The sequence below is a fragment of the Luteibacter pinisoli genome, from assembly GCF_006385595.1.
Taxonomy (GTDB): domain Bacteria; phylum Pseudomonadota; class Gammaproteobacteria; order Xanthomonadales; family Rhodanobacteraceae; genus Luteibacter; species Luteibacter pinisoli.
This window is the reverse complement of sequence record NZ_CP041046.1, coordinates 150,939-170,670: the sequence shown is the minus strand read 5'-3', so window position 1 is coordinate 170,670 and position 19,732 is coordinate 150,939. Positions and strand designations below refer to the sequence as shown.

General features: G+C 65.5%; 14 protein-coding genes. 7 read left to right on the top strand and 7 right to left on the bottom strand.

Going from position 1 to position 19,732, the window contains the following annotated elements:
* Positions 1-82 precede the first annotated feature (82 nt).
* The 4 genes from FIV34_RS00805 (at position 83) to acpA (ending at position 4,513) form a co-directional block, all read left to right on the top strand.
* The gene (locus FIV34_RS00805) at positions 83-577 is read left to right on the top strand and encodes a YcxB family protein (RefSeq protein WP_170207483.1); all 495 of its coding nucleotides are present in this window, start codon (positions 83-85) and stop codon (positions 575-577) included.
* Positions 574-918 (top strand): hypothetical protein, encoded by a 345-nt coding sequence (locus FIV34_RS00800; RefSeq protein WP_139978720.1) that lies wholly within the window; start codon positions 574-576, stop codon positions 916-918. The genes FIV34_RS00805 and FIV34_RS00800 overlap by 4 nt, the downstream gene beginning before the upstream one ends.
* 73 nt (positions 919-991) lie before the next feature.
* Positions 992-2,815 (top strand): family 43 glycosylhydrolase, encoded by a 1,824-nt coding sequence (locus FIV34_RS00795; protein ID WP_139978718.1) that lies wholly within the window; start codon positions 992-994, stop codon positions 2,813-2,815.
* 24 nt (positions 2,816-2,839) lie between these two features.
* Entirely contained in the window at positions 2,840-4,513 is a 1,674-nt protein-coding gene (gene acpA, locus FIV34_RS00790; RefSeq protein ID WP_139978715.1) for an acid phosphatase, read from the top strand.
* 15 nt (positions 4,514-4,528) lie between these two features.
* On the opposite strand, the gene FIV34_RS00785 is transcribed toward acpA, so the two are convergent.
* From FIV34_RS00785 to FIV34_RS00775, 3 genes are read right to left on the bottom strand one after another with little or no spacing between them, the layout of a single operon-like run.
* Positions 4,529-6,082 carry a DHA2 family efflux MFS transporter permease subunit gene (locus FIV34_RS00785; RefSeq protein WP_139978713.1) on the bottom strand — a complete coding sequence of 518 codons (1,554 nt, stop codon included), beginning with the start codon at positions 6,080-6,082 and terminating at the stop codon, positions 4,529-4,531.
* A gap of 3 nt (positions 6,083-6,085) precedes the next feature.
* Positions 6,086-7,480, bottom strand: coding sequence for an HlyD/EmrA/EmrK family protein (locus tag FIV34_RS00780; RefSeq protein ID WP_139978711.1), 1,395 nt, complete (start codon positions 7,478-7,480; stop codon positions 6,086-6,088).
* Complete coding sequence (locus FIV34_RS00775) at positions 7,477-8,991, bottom strand: efflux transporter outer membrane subunit (protein ID WP_139978709.1); 1,515 nt, start codon at positions 8,989-8,991, stop codon at positions 7,477-7,479. Before FIV34_RS00775 ends, FIV34_RS00780 begins: the two co-directional genes overlap by 4 nt.
* A gap of 130 nt (positions 8,992-9,121) precedes the next feature.
* Here FIV34_RS00775 and FIV34_RS00770 point away from each other — a divergent pair, with 130 nt between their 5' ends.
* A complete protein-coding gene (locus FIV34_RS00770) occupies positions 9,122-9,916 on the top strand; it encodes an undecaprenyl-diphosphate phosphatase (RefSeq protein ID WP_211352685.1) in 795 nt (264 codons plus the stop codon).
* Between the two features lie 14 nt (positions 9,917-9,930).
* Positions 9,931-11,502: a winged helix-turn-helix transcriptional regulator gene (locus tag FIV34_RS00765; protein WP_170207482.1), complete on the top strand. Its 1,572-nt coding sequence runs from the start codon at positions 9,931-9,933 to the stop codon at positions 11,500-11,502.
* A 17-nt stretch (positions 11,503-11,519) separates the two neighbouring features.
* On the opposite strand, the gene FIV34_RS00760 is transcribed toward FIV34_RS00765, so the two are convergent.
* The 4 genes from FIV34_RS00760 to FIV34_RS00745 all read right to left on the bottom strand — a co-directional run bounded on the left by FIV34_RS00760 (position 11,520) and on the right by FIV34_RS00745 (position 18,330).
* Positions 11,520-13,673, bottom strand: a complete 2,154-nt coding sequence (locus FIV34_RS00760; protein ID WP_139978703.1) for a T6SS phospholipase effector Tle1-like catalytic domain-containing protein — start codon at positions 13,671-13,673, stop codon at positions 11,520-11,522.
* A gap of 612 nt (positions 13,674-14,285) precedes the next feature.
* Positions 14,286-15,962, bottom strand: coding sequence for a type IV secretory system conjugative DNA transfer family protein (locus FIV34_RS00755; RefSeq protein WP_139985550.1), 1,677 nt, complete (start codon positions 15,960-15,962; stop codon positions 14,286-14,288).
* A gap of 166 nt (positions 15,963-16,128) precedes the next feature.
* Positions 16,129-17,259, bottom strand: a complete 1,131-nt coding sequence (locus FIV34_RS00750; RefSeq protein WP_139978701.1) for a serine hydrolase domain-containing protein — start codon at positions 17,257-17,259, stop codon at positions 16,129-16,131.
* Between the two features lie 87 nt (positions 17,260-17,346).
* Positions 17,347-18,330, bottom strand: a complete 984-nt coding sequence (locus FIV34_RS00745) for a LysR family transcriptional regulator (protein ID WP_139978699.1) — start codon at positions 18,328-18,330, stop codon at positions 17,347-17,349.
* Between the two features lie 197 nt (positions 18,331-18,527).
* Here FIV34_RS00745 and FIV34_RS00740 point away from each other — a divergent pair, with 197 nt between their 5' ends.
* Positions 18,528-19,727: an efflux RND transporter periplasmic adaptor subunit gene (locus FIV34_RS00740; RefSeq protein ID WP_139978697.1), complete on the top strand. Its 1,200-nt coding sequence runs from the start codon at positions 18,528-18,530 to the stop codon at positions 19,725-19,727.
* Positions 19,728-19,732 lie beyond the last annotated feature (5 nt).

Genomic DNA, 19,732 nt, shown 5'->3' with positions numbered 1-19,732 from the left:
CTGCCCGCCCCCTCCCCCAGACGCCTTCCCCTCACTATCCTTCCACCAACGCCACCAAGCCCCCAGGGATCCGCAGGCCCGCATGGAAGACGCCCCGCTAGTCATCCGCCCCCGGTTGCTCAGCTTCGGCGAGCTCCTGCGCGGCGCCATCGGGATCTACCGCTGGTCCGCATCCGGTGTGCTGATCATCCCGTCGATCATCTTCCTCATAACCACCCGCGTCGAACGCACCGGGAGCGCGTGGAACGTGGATTGGCACAGACCCTTGCCTTACATCGCCTATGGCATGGCCGGGATGGTCGCGCTCCAGCTGTGGGGCCTGCATCACCAGTTCAAACGGCAGGCGAAGGACGCCACGTTCTTCACCTTTACCACCAACGGCCTCACCCACGCGACGAACAGTGAGGAGAGCACGATCGCATGGCACGCCGTGCGTAGCGTCTGCGTGTCCGCGCACATGATCTACATCTTCACCAGTCGCTGGAAGGCGTATTACCTGCCGCGCAGCGCCCATGATGCACGCCTGGTGGCCATGGCGCGCGAGGCCGGCGTGACGCTACGCGGGAGCGAGACGTGACCGACACCACGCCACCGGTTCGCGCGACCCTTGACCAGGATGTTATCGACGCCTGGCAGGTTGCGCTGGCGGAATACAAACGCAAGGGTGGATGGGTCTATGCCATCGCCACCGCCTGCGCCCTGGCCTCGGTGGCGTGGTGGATCGCGACGCGACAGCGCCTGGCCATGACCGGCCTCGTCGCCGGCCTTGGCATCGGCGCGATCTACGACGCCCGCGCGCGCCAACACCTGCGCTGCCCTCATTGCGGCCAGCCGCCGATCTACGGTGGAAGGCGCCAGGACGTGCTCACGATGCAATGGTGCCCGCATTGTTATTACTGGCTCCGCAAGCCGTGGTAGCCAGCCACGGGGCTCGGAGCGTAACGCGTATTACGCTGGCACCATCGATATTCCGCTGAAACTGGGATTCCCGATGCCGCGCCTCGTCTCGCTGATCGCTTCGGCCTTTTTTTCCCTGATGCCTCTGGCCTCCGCCGCCACACAACACACGTTCGCCAACCCCCTCGACATCGACTACCGCTACAGCTGGGAGCAGATGAACGAGGGTATCTCGTACCGCACGGGTGCCGATCCGGCCATCGTGCGCTATGGCGATGCGTACTACCTGTTCCAGACCATCGCCGATGGTTACTGGATGTCGAAGGACCTGGTCCACTGGGACTTCGTGAAGCCTGACCACTGGCCGTACGACGGCCACGTGGCACCGGCGACACTGGTAGCGGACGGCAAGCTGTTCCTCATGCAATCGGCGTTCGGGCCGCGGCCGTTGATGGTGTCCACCGCCCCCGCGCATGGGCGCTGGTCGTTCTGGACGCGCAGCCTGCCCTTCATCCCGGGCGCGACGCAGTACGACGAATCCGGAAAGCTGCCGTTCAAGGGCAAGCTGCCGCCGGGCCCGTGGGACCCTGGCCTGTTCCGGGACGACGACGGCAAGGTGTACCTGTACTGGGGCTCGTCCGATACGCTGCCGCTCTACGGCGCGCAACTCGACATGAACTTCGGCTCGACCGAAGGCGAGGGCAAGCGGCTGGCGTTCGTCACCACGCCGGAGGCCTTTATCCACCTGGATCCGGCGAACCACGGCTGGGAGCGTTTCGGGCCCGACCACACGATGGGCGACCAGCCGGCGTACATCGAAGGCTCGTGGATGAACAAGCACGCGGGCCGCTACTACTTCCAGTACGGCGCGCCCGGCACCGAGTACAACGTGTACGGCACTGGCGTGTACATCGGCTCATCGCCGCTCGGCCCGTTTGAATACGCGCCGTACAACCCGGTTGGCTACAAGCCCGGTGGGTTTGTCACCGGCGCGGGCCACGGCTCCACGTTCGACGACGCGTATGGCAATACCTGGAATACCGGTACGTTGTGGCTCGGTGCCAACTGGAAGTTCGAGCGTCGCATCGACATGTTCCCGGCGGGCTGGCACGACGACGGCCAGATGTGGATCGATACGCGCTTCGGTGATTTCCCACAGCGCATGCCCGACCATAAGCTTCGCGACGGCGAGAGCACCTTCACCGGATGGATGCTCCTGTCGTATCGGAAGAAGGCGACCGCATCGTCGACGTTGGTGGGCCATCCGGCATCCCTGCTCACCGACGAAGATCCGCGCACGTTCTGGGTCGCCGCGACGAACGAGCCCGGGCAAACGGTGACGCTTGACCTCGGTGGCACGCCCACCGTCCGCGCGGTGCAGGTCAACTATGCGGACTACCAGTCGGACCGCTACGGCGACGCCCCCGACCTGGTCACGCAGTTCGTGCTGCAGGGTTCGACGGACGGCAGGCACTGGAACGTGCTCGCCGACCTGTCCGCGTCCGATCGCGACCGCCCCAACGCGTACATCGAACTCGACCAGCCAGCGAAGCTGCGCTACATCCGCTACGTGCACAAGCACGTGGGTGCGAAGCATCTTGCGATCTCGGACATCCGCGTGTTCGGCAACGCCGACGGCCCGGCACCGCAGGCACCGCGCGATGTGGTGGCAAAACGGGGCAGCGATACACGCGAGGCGGTGGTTTCATGGAAGCCGGTGCCTGGTGCCGTGGGCTACAACGTGCGCTGGGGCCTGGCGGCGGATCGCCTGCATTCGACCTACCAGCGTTTTGCCGACCAGCCCACATCGTTTACCCTGAGGAGCTTGAACAGGGGCGTTCGCTACGTCGTGGCCGTGGAGGCCTTCGATGAGCACGGCGTCTCCGAACTTTCTCAAACCGTGGAGCTGGCTCCCTGACGGCTCCACCGCACGGTTCCCGCGATGACCAAAAAGCACGATAACGACACCCCCGACGAAGGCCGCCGTCGCCTCCTCGGTGGCATGGCCACGACCGGCGCGATGCTCGCCCTGGGTGGCGCCACGGACGCCGCGAGCGCCGCGACGAAGGCCTCGGCCGCCACGCCCACCGGTGCCGCGCTGGATGCCCTGCTGGAAAAGCACATCCAGAACGTCGTGGTCATCTACGCCGAAAACCGTAGCTTCAACAACCTGTTCGGCAATTTCCCCGGCGTGCTTGATCCGCTCAAGGATGTGCCGGCCGAGCGATACACCCAGCGCGACCGCGACGGCACGCCGCTGAAGACGCTCCCGCCGATCTGGGGTGGCCTCGTGCCCCACGAGCAGACGGTGGACCACCGCACCTACAAGATCGCCGAAAAGGACATCACCGGCCTGCCGAACGCGCCGTGGGCGCTGCACACCGGCGACGGCACGCCGCTGCCGCATGGCGTGGTGACGCGCGACCTCGTCCACGCGTTCTACAACAACCAGCTGCAGATCAACGGTGGCAAGAACGACGGCTTCGTGGCGTGGGGCGACAATGGCGCACTCACCATGGGCCACTACGACGACACCCCCGTGCACCTGCGCCTGTGGCGCCTGGCCGAGCAGTTCACCCTGTGCGACCGCTTCTTCATGGGCGCGTTTGGCGGGTCGTTCCTCAACCACCAGTACCTCGTCGCCGCGCAGCCGCCGTTCTATCCCAACGCGGACAAGAGCCCGGCGCAATTCGGTATCGCCGTCACCGAGAGTGGCAGCGCCACCGACTATCGCCTGAAGATGGACGAGAAGTCGCCGAAGAGCGCGATGGATGGCAAGCCGAAGTTTGCCCACCACAACCAGCTCACCCCGGACTTCTACGCGGTGAACACCATGGGCCCGCCGTACTCGCCGGGTTTCAACGTGGACAGCAAGAACCCGCTGCTGGCCGATGCCACGAGCGCGAATACGCTGGTACCGCAGGTGCACAAGCACATCGGCGACGTGCTTTCGGCGAAGAACGTGGACTGGGCCTGGTACGGCGGTGGCTTCCAGGCCGCGCTGGACGGCAAGGGCGATAGCGATGACGGGATTTTCCCCTCCACGCCAAACTTCCAGGCCCACCACCAGCCGCTGAATTACTTCGTCTCGCTGGCCCCCGGCACCGACGCACGCGCGAAGCACCTGCGCGACGGCGGCCTGGGCGAATCGCCGAAGACGAACAAGTTCCTCGCCGATGTCGTTGCCGGCAAGCTGCCCACCGTCGCGTACTACAAGCCGCAGGGCGACCTGAACATGCACGCCGGTTACTCGGACGTCGAAGCCGGCGACCGCCACATCGGCGCTGTGATCCACCAGCTGCGCCAGAGCCCGCAGTGGAAGCACATGTTGGTGGTCATCACCTTCGACGAAAACGGCGGCTGGTGGGACCACGTGGCACCGCCGAAGGGCGACCGCTGGGGCCCGGGCACGCGCATCCCCGCGCTGGTGGTGTCGCCGTTCGCGAAGAAGGGCCACGTCGAGCACACCATGTACGACACCGGCTCGATCTCGCGCTTCCTCACCCGCCGCTTCAAGCTGGAAAAACTGCCCGGCCTGCAGATGCGCGACGACGCGATGGTGAAAGCCGGTGGCCCGGCCCCCGGCGACCTGACCGAAACGCTCACCTTCGGCTGAGGGAACCGCCCGTGGCTAATGCCCGGGCGTACCGCCGGAAGCGAACGGTGGTTTCGCGAACCAGATGGCGATCATCGCCATGCCGAACATCAGGCCGAACAGCCAGAACACATCGTTGACCGCGAGCGTGGCCGCCTGCAGGTCGACGATGCGGTTCAGGGCCGCGTTCGCCGTCGGGCCCTGCACGCCGAAGGCCTGGAAGCGGTCCAGGTAGGCCTGGGTGGCGCGGTCGCCTGAGACCACGTGCTCGGCCAGCACGGCGTGGTGGTAGGTCGTCCGGTGCGAATACATCGTCGTACTCACCGCCGTCGCGATACTGCCGGCCAGGGTGCGGAAGAAGTTCGACAGGCCTGAGGCGCTCGCTACCTGCTCATCCGGGATGCCGGAAAGGATGATCTGGTTCACCGGGACGAAGAACAATGCCACACCCGCGCCCATCATCAGGCGGGGCAACGCCAGGTCATGGTACGGCGCCGTGGTGTTGAGCGTGGACATCCAGAACGACGCGCCCGCGAAGATGGCGAAGCCCACGGTGTTCAGCAGGCGCAGGTCGAACTTGTGCTGGAACGCGCCGACCAGCGGTGAAAAGAAGATGGCGAGAATGCCGATGGGCGCGACGACGAATCCGGCCCACGTCGCGGTGTAACCCATCACCTCCTGCACCCACATGGGCATCACCACCGTGCCGCCGAAGAACGCGAACATGCCCAGCGACAGGCAGAGGACGCCGACGAGGAAGTTTCGTTTTCCGAGCAGGCGCAGTTCCACCACCGGGTTCTTGTGCATGAGCTCCCAGGCGACGAGGAAGGTCAGGCACACCAGCGAGACAATCGCCAGCACGGTGATGACGTGGGAGGTGAACCAGTCATCGTCGTTGCCGTTGTCCAGCATGAACTGCAGGCAGCCCACGCCCACCGCGAGCAGGAACAGGCCCACGGCGTCGATCGGCACCTTGGCGACCTTCGACTCGCGACCGCGCAGCAGCGTGACCGTGATGATCACCGCGAACAGACCCACGGGAATATTGATGAAGAAGATCCACGACCAGTGGTAGTTGTCGGTGATCCAGCCGCCGAGGATGGGGCCAAACACCGGCGCCACCACCACCGTCATCGCCCATAGCGCCAGCGCGATCGGCCGTCGTTTCGGCGGATAGTTATTGAGCAGCAAGGTCTGCGACAGCGGCACCATCGGCCCCGACACCGCACCCTGCAGAAGCCGGAACAGGATGAGCATCGGCATGCTCTGCGCCAGGCCGCACAGGGCCGAGAACACCACGAACAGCATCACCGAGATGGTGAAGGTGCGCACTTCACCGAAGCGCCGGGCGACCCAACCGGTGAGCGGCTGCATCACCGCGCTCGCCATGGAGTACGCGCTGATCGCCATCGTGCCTTCGTTACTGCTGACACCGAGGTTGCCCGCGATGGTGCGCACCGACACGTTGACGATGGAGATGTCGAGTACCTCCATGAACGTCGCCAGCGCGACGCCGGCGGTCAGCAGCGCCAGCTGCCCGCCGTGCATGGGGGCAAGGCCCCCGCTGCCGTTGCCGTTCTTCGTCGGCATGGATCAGCGGCCGGCTTTGGCCGGCGCGGCTTGCGGCAGGTCGACGGTGTTCGCCCGGATGATCGCCAGCGCATGCGCGTCCGCGTCGTTCATCTCCTGCTCGTAGACGTTGGTGGTGGCGAGCGGCTTGCTGCGCGGAGTCTCGGCCAGGACGCGGCCGTCGCGGTCGTGGGTGTCGACGGTGACGTCGGTGGAGAGGCCGATGCGCAACGGATGCTTGCGCAGGTCTTCCGGGTCGATCGAGACGCGCACCGGCAGGCGCTGGACCACCTTGATCCAGTTGCCGGTGGCGTTCTCGGCCGGCAGCAGCGAGAACGCGCTGCCCGTGCCCGCATTCAGGCCGACGACCTTGCCGTGGAATTCCATATCCGAGTACATGTCGGTGGAGACCTTCACCGGCTGGCCGATGCGGATGTGCTCGAGCTGGGTTTCCTTGAAGTTCGCGTCGATCCACAGATCCTGGAGGGGAACGACGGTGAGCAAATCCTGCCCAGCCTGCACGCGTTGCCCCACCTGCACCTGGCGGCGTGCGGCGTAGCCTTCGATGGGTGAGACGATGGCGTTGCGGCCGCTGTTCACCCACGCATTGCGGAACTGCGAGCGGGCCTGGACCACGGCGGGGTAATTCTCGACCGTGGTGCCGTCGACCTGCGCGTGCGCTGCCGCGGCTTCGCGCTCGGCGGCGTTGAGCGCGGCGAGCGCCTGCTGCATCTGGCGCTTGCCCGTGTCGACTTCTTCCGCGGAAACGGCACGCCGTTCGAGCAGCGGATGACGGCGGTTGTATTCGTCACGCGCCTGTTCGTACTGCGCACGTCGTTGCGGAATCGCCGCGTCGGCCTGGTTGGCTTGCTGCACCTTCGCCTGCGCTTCGCGCACGGCCTGTGCGAGCTGGCCTTCGGCGTTCATCAGCGCCACCTTCGCGTCGACGGGGTCGAGGCGGATCAGCACCTGGCCGGCGTGGACGCGTTCGGTTTCTTCCGCGGCGACTTCAATCACGGTACCGGCGACGCGCGAGGAGATCGTCACCATGTCGCCCTTCACGTAGGCGTCGTCGGTTTTCTCGCGCTGGGTGAACACGAAGATGTACAGCAGAAGCCAGGTGAGGCCGGCGAGGATGAAGACGGCGGCGATCACCGAGAGGATGATCACCTTGCGGCGCTTTTTCTTCGGGTCGTCCTGGTCGTCGTCCTTTTTCTTATCGTCCTTCCCTTCCTTGTCGTCCTTCTTCCCGTCGTCTTCCTTCTCGTCGTCTTTCTCGTCCTTGCCTTCGCCGTGCTCCGACTCCCCATGCGCCGAGGCATCACCGTACTTGTGCAGGTACTTGTAGCGGTACTTGTACGGCAGCGGCGTGCTATCGCCCTCGCCGTCGTTGCGCGGCTCGTCGTGGTCAGGCGTCATCGCGTGGTTTCCTTCGCGGCCGCGGTGGCCGGCAGGGCGGGCAGGTCATCGGCGTGGTAGCCGCCGCCCAGCGCGTGGATCAGGGAGAGGTTTGCGGAAAGCAGCTGGCTGGTGAGCTGCAGGCGGGCGTCACGCTGCTGGTCCACCTGCATGTCGGCGCGCAGCCAGTCGCGGTCGTCGATCAGGCCTTTCGAGCGGCGGTCACCGGCCTTCTGCTGCTGGGCGACGGTGGCGTCGTACTGGCGATCCTGCTGCGTGCGGCGCGCGTCCAGCATCTGCAGCGTCGCCACGCCCTGGGCGACGTCGCCGGCGGCCTGCACCACGGCGCCGTCGTACTGCGCTACCGCCGTGTCGAGCTGCGCCTGCGCGCTTTCCACCTGCGCGAGCAGGCGGCCGCCGCTGAAGATCGGCAACTGGATGGACGGACCGACGCTGGCCAGCGCGAGGTCGGTACGCGTGCCGGAGCCGAGATCCGGATAGGTGCGCAGGAACGCGCCCAGGCCGGTCAGGCTCACGTCGGGGTAGTACGCCTTGCGCGCCTGGTCGATGTTTTTTGATGACGCCTCGATCTGCCAGCGCGCGGCCGCGATGTCCGGCCGGCGCGCCAGCAAGCCGAGCCGTGCATCCGGCGGCAGCTGCACATCGGGCGTGGGCAGCGGCACCGGGTTGAGCGGGCCCAGGTCGGCGGGCGACACGCCGGCGAGTGCGGCGAGCTGGACGAGGTCGAGTTGCGCCGCACCTTCCAGCTGCGCGACGTTGCCGCGCTGCTGGGCGAGCTGGGCATCGGCCTGGTCCAGGTTGGTCGGGTCGTCGAGACCGTGCTTCACGCGCAGCTCGACCAGCGAGCGGTAGTCGTCGGCGCTATGCACCACGTGCCGCGCCACGGCAAGACGCGCCTGCTGGGCCTGCCAGTCGAAGTACGTGTTCACCACGTTGTACTGCAGCGAGGTGGCCGCCGAGGCGCGCTCGGCTTCCGCGGCGCGCGCCTGGCCAACGGCGGCGGATACCGCATCCTTCTGCTTGCCCCACAGGTCCAGGTCCCACGTGGCCAGCGCACCGGCGGCACCACTGTTGCTCCAGCTATGGCCGGGGCTCAGCTGGATGCGCTGCGCGGTGCCGACGCCACCGGGCACCTCGCCCTGCAAGGTGACATCGCTGTAACCGTGGGTACCCGAGAGCAGCCCGCGCACCTGGGGATTGAGTTCGGCCTTCTGCGAGTCAACCGCACGCTGCGCGGCGCGATAGCGTGCCTCGGCCTGTTCGAGGTTCGGCGAGCCGCGCATGGCCATGTCCACGACGCGGTTGAGCTGGGCGTCGCCGTATCGTTTCCACCATGCCGCCTCAGGCCAGCCGGCCTGGCCCGTGGGCAGCCCGGCCAGCGGTACTTCCTCGCGCGGGGTGAACGCCGGCGGCCGCACCGCAGGAGCACAGGCACTGAGGCACAACGCCGCGACGAGCACGGCAACGGGCCGTGCACCGGCCCGGCGGCGCGGGAGAGGGATAGGCGCCATGGCTGGTCCGAATGAATATTTCTTGCGAGTCTCCGCTGAAAATATCAGCGCCTGGCGTGCGCACGGCGTGACGGCCTTCAGGCCGGGCAGGCTAAGCTATGCCGCCGTCCCCCTCTGGAATCATTGCGACGTGAATGACCTGATCAGCGCCATCCTCCTCGGTATTGTCGAAGGGATCACGGAATTCCTGCCCATTTCGAGTACGGGCCACCTGCTGATTGCCGAGCGCTGGCTCGGCGCTCGCTCCGATCTCTTCAATGTCGCCATCCAGGCCGGTGCGATCCTCGCGGTCACGTTCATCTACTGGCGGACGCTGTGGAGCTTCGTGCAGAACTGGCGCCGCCCGGAAACGCGCGATTACCTCGCCAAGCTCAGCGTCGCCTTCCTGATCACGGCCGTGCTCGGGCTGATCGCCACGAAGATGGGTTTCAAGCTGCCTGAAACCATCACCCCGATCGCCTGGGCGCTGATCGTCGGTGGCTTCTGGATGATCCTCGCCGAGCAGGTGGCCTCGAAGCGGCCGGACCAGGTGGCCATCACCTGGCGTGCGGCCATCCTGGTGGGCCTGGCGCAGATGGTCGCCGGTATCTTCCCGGGGACCTCGCGCTCGGCCGCGACGATCTTCATTGCGATGCTGGCCGGCACCACCAACCGTGCGGCCGCCACCGAGTTCGCGTTCCTGGTCGGCATTCCCACCATGTATGCGGCCACCGGCTACGAGCTGCTCAAGACGTTCCAGCACGGCGGTGCCGCCGGTGAAGACTGGACCGGCCTGGGCGTCGCCTTCGTCGTCTCCACCGTCGTCGCCTTCGCCGCGGTGAAGTGGCTGCTGGGTTACATCCGCTCGCACCGGTTCACCCCGTTCGCGGTGTATCGCATCGCGCTCGGCATCGCCCTGCTGCTGTTCCTCCCCGCCGGCGTCTGATCCCGGGGCCTCGCGTGCGTCGCTACCGCCTGCTCGACCTCAGCATCGACCTCGACCGGCAAACGGTGGAGCGCGGCGGTACCCGGCTCGACGTGACGGGGCTCAGCTTCCGCCTCCTCGCCTGCCTGGTGGAGCACGGCGAGCACGTCGTGACGTTTGACCAGCTGATGGAGGCCGTGTGGGCACCCGCGCTGGTCAACGAAGAGACGGTGACGCAGCGGGTGCGCCTGCTGCGCCAGTCGCTGGGGGATGACGCACGCGCGCCGCGTTATATCCGCACCGTGCGCAGCCGCGGCTACCAGCTTGGCGAGCCGCCCATCCCGGACCTCATCGAGCCGCCGCGCCGGCGTCTCGCGGTATGGCCTGCCCTGGCTGCCGTCGTGGTCCTCGGTGCCGCCGCCTTCGGGGCCAGTTTCCTCGCCCGTGAGGAGAAGCCCGCGCCCAGCGCCGAGCAGCAGATCCTCGACCGCGCGCAGTGGTACGCGCGCATGGGCCAGCGCGACAACAATGAGCGCGCGCTGGCCTTGTACGACCGCGCGTTGCATGAAGCACCGGACGATGCCGATGCGCTGTCCGGCGCCAGCCGCACGCGCGCCGCGCGCACCTGCCTGTACAACGGCAGCATCGACGATGCCTCCGATGCCCTGCGCCTCGCGCGGCGCGCCGTGGCGGTCGGCCCGGATAACCCCGGGGCATGGTCGGCGCTGGGTTATGCGCGGGATTGCATGGGCGACGTCGGCGGCGCCATCGCCGCGTACGAAAGTGCCGTGCGGCTGAATCCGGATGACGATGCCACGCGCTCGTCCGCCGCCTACCTTTACCAGGAGCAGGGCCGCCTCGCGGATGCGCTGCACGCCAACCTCGACATGCGTGGCGATCCGTCGCGCGTGCGTTACCGCGAGGTGCAGCTCGCCCGCGAATACGACCTGCTGGGCTTCACGGCGCAGGCCGGGCAACGCTTCCGGCAGGTCTTCGAACTCTCGCCGGACAACGTGTTCGGCAACATCGGCTGGCCGGCCTATCTGTTCGCGCACGGGCGTTTCGACGAAGCCCGGAGCGCGGTCACGGAAGCGCGGCACCGTGACACCGCGCGGCCGGAGCTCGCCATCCTCGATGGCGAGCTTGCCCTGCGACGTGGCGACAAGGCCGCGGCGGCCAACGCGTTCGCGGAAGCGCATGCGCTGCGTCCCGAGGCGTCGCTGCCCGAGACGCTCGCCCTGCTCTACGGCGAAACGCCGCTGGGTGCCGAAGCACTGCAGCAACGCATCATCGCCACGCGCAAGGCCCTGGCCAGTGACCCCTGGCCGGCCAGTCGCTTCGAACTGAGCTGGTTGCTGCAGGCCGCCGGCGACCGTCGCAACGCCATCGCCGCGCTGGATGACGCGGTGGCGATGGGCTGGCGAGACGCGGGTTACCTCCGCGCCTCGCCATTGTTCGCACCCATCGCCGCCGATCCTGCGTTCCAGGATGTCATCGAGAGCATCGACCGGCGCACGCGTGCCGAACGCGACCGCGTCCTCGACGCGACGTGGTGCCCGACGGACCTCCCCTGCCGCACCTCGATCCCTCGCGACATGCCGTTGTGAGGCCTTGAGGGCCTGCTCTACATATTCATCGACATGCCCACCCCCTGCTGCCGCGACATGTCCATGTCATTCACCGCCTGCCGCTGCTCAATCGCCATGTTCACGTCCTGCAATTGCTGGATCACGGCCTGTTCGGGCTGACGTAGCGCCGCGGTCGCTTCCAGGCCGGCCCACCCGGTGCGCGGGTCGGTCAGGTTGTCGCGGAAGGCTTCGAACGCATGGATGGTGGGAATCGTATTGCTACGCTCGTCCTGACCGAACTGCATGTGGGTGACGGCTGAGAGGCCATGGGCTTTCACCGTGACCAACGTCGCCAGACTGAGACGCTCCATTTGGGTCGGGCTGAGGTCGATCCCTTCCTTTTCGTGCAAGGCGGCCAGCAGGTTGTGGATGGAGGCGTGCAGACGATGGTCACGGTGGCTCTCGTTGCGGGGGTCGTTGGGCGGATAGTAGTGGCTGGGGGCATGGGCATCGGCGCGCGCGGGCTCAAGGACGGCTGCAAGGGGCACCTGTAGCGGCAGAACGTCCACATCCAAGTCCACGTCCACGTCCTTGCCCGGCCCGCGCTCCACCTCTACGGCGACTGGTTGGATCTGCGCTGGAGTCTCTGGCACCTGAGAGCCTGCATGGATCGGTTCGTGGCTTTGATTGAGGGAATGGTCCAGAGGAGGCTCGAGATCAGGGGTTTGCTCCTGCTCCAAGGCACGGACGCGCACGATGGGCGCCAAAGGCCTGGGGCCCAACTCCTGGCGGACGCGCTCGTTGATCGTCTGGCCGTCGCGTGCCAGCTGGAGATCGTGCCCGATGTCGGGCGTTGCCGGCCGGGACACGGGCTGGAGGGACGACGCCGGTGTCTTGTCTTGAACGACGTCATAGCCAGACGGCAGGGGAATATTTCCGACCGCGAGATGGCGTTCGAGGTCGAAAGCGTGATTGTCGAAAGGCTTCGGCTCAGGCTGCGCAGTGAGTAAAGGCCGCACCACGGGTTCGATGATGTGCTCGACGGCCAGTATCTCGGGATAGCGCCAGTCGTGAGCAACAAACGCATGCCGCTCGGCAAGCATCGACGCGAAAAAGGGATCCACGGCATCCGGCGGTGCGCACACGACGACGAACCGACAATGTGGCGGCGACAGCTGGGAACCCACCACATCGCGCAGCCCGTCACGATCGTAGACGGTCGTGCGGTACATCAGCGAATGCTCTTCGGAATGATGGATCGCATAACGCGTGGCATCCATCGTCTCTTCCCGAAGTGTCAGCACCGGCTCCGGCAGCAGGGAATTGATGTAGTCGGCCATGTAATTGCCGTTGACCACGGACAACCCGTCGAGGTGGTAGCTGCCACCGATATCGGAATGCGAACCCGGTACCTCGACGCTCCAGAAGCGGCCGTCCTCCGATATCCCCGGCGTCATGATCTGACTGGACGGAAAGAGATTGCGCCGCTCATCGCGCGCCACGATCTGAAAACCCGAAATCACCGAAGGCGGCAGGTGCCTGTCGCGCTGATGTGGTCTGCCCGTGCCGACCGGGTCGAAGAGGCCGACGGCCTGGGCGACGGTGCCCGGCGCTGCGATGGGAGGGCGTGTGAAGGTGATCTGGTCGGGGCCGTCACCATTCGTCGCCTCCTCACGTCCGCGCTCATCCTGGATACCTCGCTGGTGCAGCAGGCGAGTAAAGCCCGCGGCTTCTTCACCCCCACGGCTAAATCCGACCGAAATCACGCGAATGGTTACATGAGGATTTTCGTCAGCCCAATGCCTCGCCTGTTCAAGAAGGGCCTTGTACATCTGTTCAAGTCGGGCGTCATACGTAAAACCTGTAGCCCCGTCGAACAATTTAACGATCGCGTTCTTTTGGGTGCCTGGCCCCGCGACGTACTCAGGCTTAATCCATTCGGGAACGCTATCTCCAAGGAGTTGGTTGTGGATCCAACCCACGTTGGTCATGTGGTCCGAATCGCCATACATATCATTCCCTGTGCCATCAAAGTTGGCGACGAAGATGCGCACATCTCCCTCGCCGGCCTTGCGCAGACTGGGAACAGTGAAATCCCTGGCCACCTGTGGAAGGCTTACGTAAGAACGAACATCGGCCGGGAACGGGGGATGGGAGTGAACATCGTCAGCCAGTTTGCCGTCGGTATAACGACCATGCGATTCCTTCACTGCAATTCTCCTTTAGTACGTCTGCTTGAATGCCCTTACGATTTGATAAGGACCAATGGGGTCCATGAATCCACGATCGATGGAATCCCTGAGCGGTATATACGAGCTCATGTAGACGGATACTTCGCGATCGTCGACGACAAACAGAATGGTTGGCTCTATAAGGAACGCCCTGTCACGGATGTCTTGCGGCGGGACATGGTGCAGATAGACCTGGTCACGAAACACCTTACTCACATCTATCTCTGCGCGATGCCTCTCTCCGTCAGATGACCGCCATTGCACAATGGCTGGGGTAGGGAAGTTACGAAACCCGGCGAACCCTCCGCGAATTTGCTGCACCAGGATTTTGTCCGCTCGGCGCGGAGGTAGAAGATGATCCTCCGGACTATTTATCAGATAGAAGTTCGCATATTCCACCCGGCAACCCCGTGTGTTGAAACACAAGGCAGTCACGTTATGCGAGTCAAACCGAGCGCGCCCTTGCTTGTCCGGCTTGTACAGGGGCGGACCCATCAGGCTTGCGCACCCCGCCGTCACAGCCACAGCCATGGCAATCGCTAATCGCCACGCCCAGGTGCAGAAATGTCTCTCGTGACAGATCGTCATAAACTATGAACCCAGCCGCAGCGTGCGTGGTTCGACCTTCGGCAACAGTCGCTGCATGAAGAACTTCTCCTCGTAATACCGGATCTTGTCGCACATCACCGGATGCGGAATACCTTCGTAGAAGAACACCTCCTTCTTCGCATCCATGGCCTTGAGTTCCTGTGGAAGCATCAACGCCCGTCTCTCATCGGCTTCGCTGCGGCTGACGTCCCGCCCTCGTGTGGTGCTGGTCTTGCGCACGGTGGTGTAACCGAGCATCTCGGAATACTCGTTGGCATCGCGCTGCTCCCGCGGCGTGTAAACAATCTGGAGGGCGTGATTAGTGATCAGCGTGCGGGCCACGTCGGCGCCATACACTGCCTCCAGCTGCGACACACTCTGGATGATCGGCAGCAGGCGCAGGTTGTAGCCGGCGATGAAGGAAACAGCGTGCGCTAGTACGTCGACCCGGCCGATCGCGGTGAACTCATCCATGAGCAGGAGGCACTGGTGCTTCAGCGCCGGGTTCTGCTGCGGAAGCTCCTTCGTGTTGAGCTTGATGAGCTGGCTGAAGAACAGATTGATAATGGTGCGGCATTCGCCCAGCTTATTCGGCTGGATACCGATGTAGATGCTCATTTTCCTGCGCCGAAGATCGGTAAGGAGAAAATCATTGCCGCTCGTGGCTGCATCCATCACCGGGTTGATGAACATGTTCAGGGGCTCGCGAAAGCTACCCATGATCGACGAGAAGGTACGTTCCTCCTGGGAAAGGAGGTTGGCGAACGCGTTCTGTGCCTCATCGCCGAGGAAGGGCGCGGCAGCGAGCTGACGGAGGTGCGCCTTTATCTCTTCCCCCTTGCCCGACGAGAGGCGGAAGATCGCACCCAGCGTGGGCTCCGGCGCCAGCTCGCTGGCAAGCCCGAGCCGTCGTTTCGCGTCACGCTCCTCAAACAGGTACATGGCGAATGCCACGAACGCATTGCGCGCCTGGCTCACCCAGAATTTCTGATCGCCTGAGCCATCGGGATACAGGGTCTCTGCGATTGACATGACATCCGATATCCGGAAGACGCCAGCGGAGACGTAATGAAGCGGGTTCCATCGCGAGGATCGCTGGTCCTCCGCAAAGGGGTTGAACAGATGCACGTCGTGCCCCTGGCGTGCGCGCCATCCGCTGGTGAGGTCGAAGTTTTCCTGCTTGATGTCAAGAACGACGACCGATCCTGCGTAGGTGAGCAGATTCGGAATGACGATACCCACACCCTTACCGCTGCGCGTGGGCGCGGCGAGAATGGCGAATTGCTGGCCCGACATCTGGATAAGGCGATGGCCCATGCGGCCGACGACCAGGCTGGTTTCGCTGGCATCAAACATTCCTTGCCTGGCAAGGTCATTCGCCGTCGCGAAGCGCGCATCGCCGTACAGTGTCTTCTTCGTGCTACGGAACGTGACGAACAGCGCGCCAAGCAGGAGAAGCGCCGGGACGCCGATGCCGAGTGCACCGCCGGCATAGATGCGCCACGCATGCGGCTTCCATGCGGGCTGGCCCAGCACCTCGGTGTAACGCCACCACGTGTCCCATGACGGGGCGGCGTCGACACCGAGGAGCATGAGGGTCAGGTAGCCTGACCCGTAAAGCGCTGCGACTCCCGCAGCCGTGCATGCCACCAGCGTGGCAGCCACCTTTCCAAGGTGCATGTCGGTTGGCGTCCGTTGACGTATGGGGGCGCGATGGTTTGCAGCGGCGGCACGGATTGCAAACAAGGACGATCCGGGCAAGGGAATCGTGTCTAGCAACAGGGACTTGAAGCGTCATCGAGACGATGTCCGTGTTTCTCAAGCACCTTTTCTCATGCGAATCTCCTCAGCGCTTTGGCAAGGCTTTCAGGATCACATCCCGGAACAGCGCCTGCGACTGCGGATGCGCAAATCGCTCATTGAACGCCTGGCTGGTAATCACGGCGACCACGCGGCGCGAGGGCACGACGAAGACATAGTTGCCGCCGTTGCCGCTCATTGCCCACACCGGCGTATCGACGCCATCCACCATGAAGTGGAAGCGCCACCACAGGTAACCGTATTCCGCGTCGTCGCGAGCCTGTGCGTGCGGCGTGAGCATGGCGGTGACCCACGCCGCGGGCAGCACCTGCGTGCCGTTCCAGCGGCCGCCGTCGAGGGCGAGTTCGCCGAACTTCGCCAGGTCGCGGGCCCGATAACGGGTACCGCCGCCGCCCATGCCGATGCCCTCGCTGGATACGTTCCAGTGCGACTCGGTGATGCCGAGCGGCGTTTCCAGCGCCTCGCGGGCAAAGGTGGCCAGCGGCTTCTTCACGGCCCGCTCCACGACGGCCCCCGCGACAAACGCGCCGGCCGTGCAGTACGAGAAGGCCCGCCCGTACGGCGCCTCGGCCGGCCGCTGCACCCACGGCGCGTACCCGCGCACCGGCAGGTTCAGGGCGAAATCCAGCCAGCGGTCGGCGATGTACATCCGCTCTTCGTTGCCGGTGGAGAACTGATTTTCATCATCGCACTCCCAGATCGAGCTCATGGTGAGCAGGTCTTCCAGGGTGATGGACGCGCGCCGCGGGTCGGGGCGGTCGAGCTTCACGTCGGGGAAGAAGGCGTACACCGGCGCGTGGACGTCCTTGATGGCGCCGCGCTGGATCGCCGCCCCGGCCAGCATGGCGGTGAGGCTCTTGGTCGCCGAGCGGACATCGTTCAGGGCATCGGCCGAGCCGTCGTTGAAGTAGCCCTCGTAGACCAGCTTGCCGTGGTCGGCGACCACCACGCTGGTGATCTTCTTATAGGTGCCGTCGGCCATCCGCGCGGGCAGCGTGCCGAGCGTGGCGGTATCCCAGCCCTGGGCGGCGGCGCTGGCCACCGGCCAGCCATCGCCGCGTGAGGCCGGCGTGGTCGAAGGTGGTGCGGGCGGGGCACCGGCGGCCCAGGCGGTGGCCGCGGCGGTGATCAGGAGGAAGGGCAGCAAACGTCGCATCGTGGAGGCTCCAGGTGAGGAGCCTCCAGTGCAGCGCCAGGCGGCATGAAGTGCCTGAAAAACGAATGAAGATTTATGAAGGTGGCGTCAGGCCACGGCGGCGATGGCCGGCATCTTCCGCTTGCGCACGGCTTCCAGCTCGGCCTGCTGCTGCTCCACCAGGCGGCACTGCGGGTCGCTGGTGCGCTGGAACAGTTCGCTCGTCCACTCGATGAAGGCCTGCACGCGGGCGGACAGGTGGCGCTTCTGCGGGTAGACGATCCACAGGTTGGAGCCGGTGGAGATCGTGTCGGTCATGATGATCTCGAGCAGGCCCTTGGAGAGGGCGCAGGCGGCCAGGCAATGCGGCGCCTGGATGATGCCCAGCCCGGCGATGGCGGCCTGGATCACCGACTCGCCGTCATTGATCAGCATGTGTGCGTCGACGTCCACGGCCACGCGGCCGCTGGGCGAATCGAACTGCCACTGGTAGGGCTTGCCCGTGCTCGGGTGGACGAAATTGACCGTGCGGTGGGACTTCAGGTCATCAATGGCGACGGGCTTGCCGTGCCGGGCCAGGTAGGCCGGGGAGGCGCACAGGACATTGCTGAAGTGGCCGATCTTGCGGGCGATCAGGCTGGAATCGGCCAGCTCGCCCATCCGGATGGCGCAATCGAAGCCTTCCTCATTCAGATCGAACGGGAAGTCGCACATGGTCAGTTCGAGGCGGATATCCGGGAAACGAGCCTCGAATTCGGCCAGGTTCGGGATCAGCGCCGCACGCCCGACGGCCGACGACGCCGCCACGCGCAGCTTCCCCGCCGGCTTGGTCCGGGCGTAGCCGAGTGCCTCGGTGGCCTCGCTCAGGTCCGCGAGGATCTCCTTGCATCGGGCGTAGAACGCGCCGCCATCGTCGGTCAACCGCAGCGAACGTGTCGAGCGGAAGAACAACCGTGCGCCCAGGCTTTCTTCCAGCCGGGAAATGGCGCGGCTTACCCCCGATGGGGTCATTTCGAGATGGGTGGCAGCGGCGGAGAAGCTCTTCGCCTCCACCACCCGGACAAACACGCTGATAGCGGAAAAGTCTTCCATCGCCAGCTCCGGGTGCGGATGTATTCGTGACTGAGCGTCACAGCCGGAATGATTGTAGACCCATTTTTCGCTTGACGCGCAAGACCTAGGTTACGCCTCCTGAGACGGACCGGCTTGACCTCAACCTTACTTGAGGTCGGATCCTGCGCCGCCCGAACGCTTTCGGCTCCCCCTACACACACCTTCGGACTTCCCTCATGAAGAAGAAAATCCTGTTCGGTTCGTCCGCCCTGGCCGTGGCCGTGGCGTCCGCCATCTGGCTCGGTTCGCCCTCCACCCACGCGGCGGACAAGCCCGCCGGCATGCCCACGCCCGAGGTCACGGTGGCCCAGGTCCTTCTGCGCCCGGTCTCGGACAGCAGCACCTTCACCGGCCGCATCCAGGCGGTGGACACCATCCAGATCCGTCCGCGGGTGAATGGCTACGTCGACTCGGTGCACTTCCGCGAAGGTGCCGAGGTCAAGAAGGGCGACCTGCTGTTCACGATCGACCCGCGCCCCTACCGCGCGGAAGCCGACCGCCTCGCCGCCAACCTCGCCCAGGCGAAGGCCGAAGCGAAGAACGCCGACGCCAACGCCGCGCGCGGCAGCAAGCTGGTGCAGCAGCACGCCGTATCGCAGGAAGAAGCCGACCGCCTCGACACCGCCGCCGCCAGCGCCAAGGCCCAGGTGGCTTCGGTGCAGGCCGCGCTGGATAACGCCCGCCTCAATCTCTCGTTCACCGAGGTGCGTGCGCCGGTCGACGGCAAGGTCAGCAATGCACAGATCACCGCCGGCAACCTGGTGACCCCGACCGACACGCTCACCAGCGTCGTCACCACGGATCCGATGTACGTCTACTTCGACGTCGACGAGCAGTCCTTCCTGAAGCTGGACCGCCTGCGCCGCCAGAACGGCCACGCGCCGGAAGTGGAGATGGGCCTGGCTGACGAACAGGGCTATCCGCACATCGGCAAGATCGACTTCATCGACAACCAGGTGCGCGCCGGTGCCGGCACGATCCGCCTGCGCGCCGTGTTCCCCAACGCCGATGGCGCCTTCACCCCGGGCCTGTTCGCACGCGTGGAACTGAGCAGCGGTGCCGCGCAGCCGCGCGCCCTCATCGACGACAAGGCCGTGGGCACCGACCTCGGCAACAAGTTCGTCTACGTGCTGGGCAAGGACAAGAAGGTGGAATACCGCCGCGTCTCCACCGGCGCGCTGGTGGATGGCCTGCGCGTGGTCGACACCGGCCTCAGCGCCGAGGACGTCGTCATCGTCAACGGCCTGCAGCGCGTGCGCCCCGGCGTGGAAGTGAACGCCAAGCGCGTCGCCATGGCCTCCCTTGTTCCCGACAACGCGCGCAATGTCGCCAGCCGCCCCGCCGGCGTCGACAGCGTGGCGCAGGCGAAGGACTGATCCAC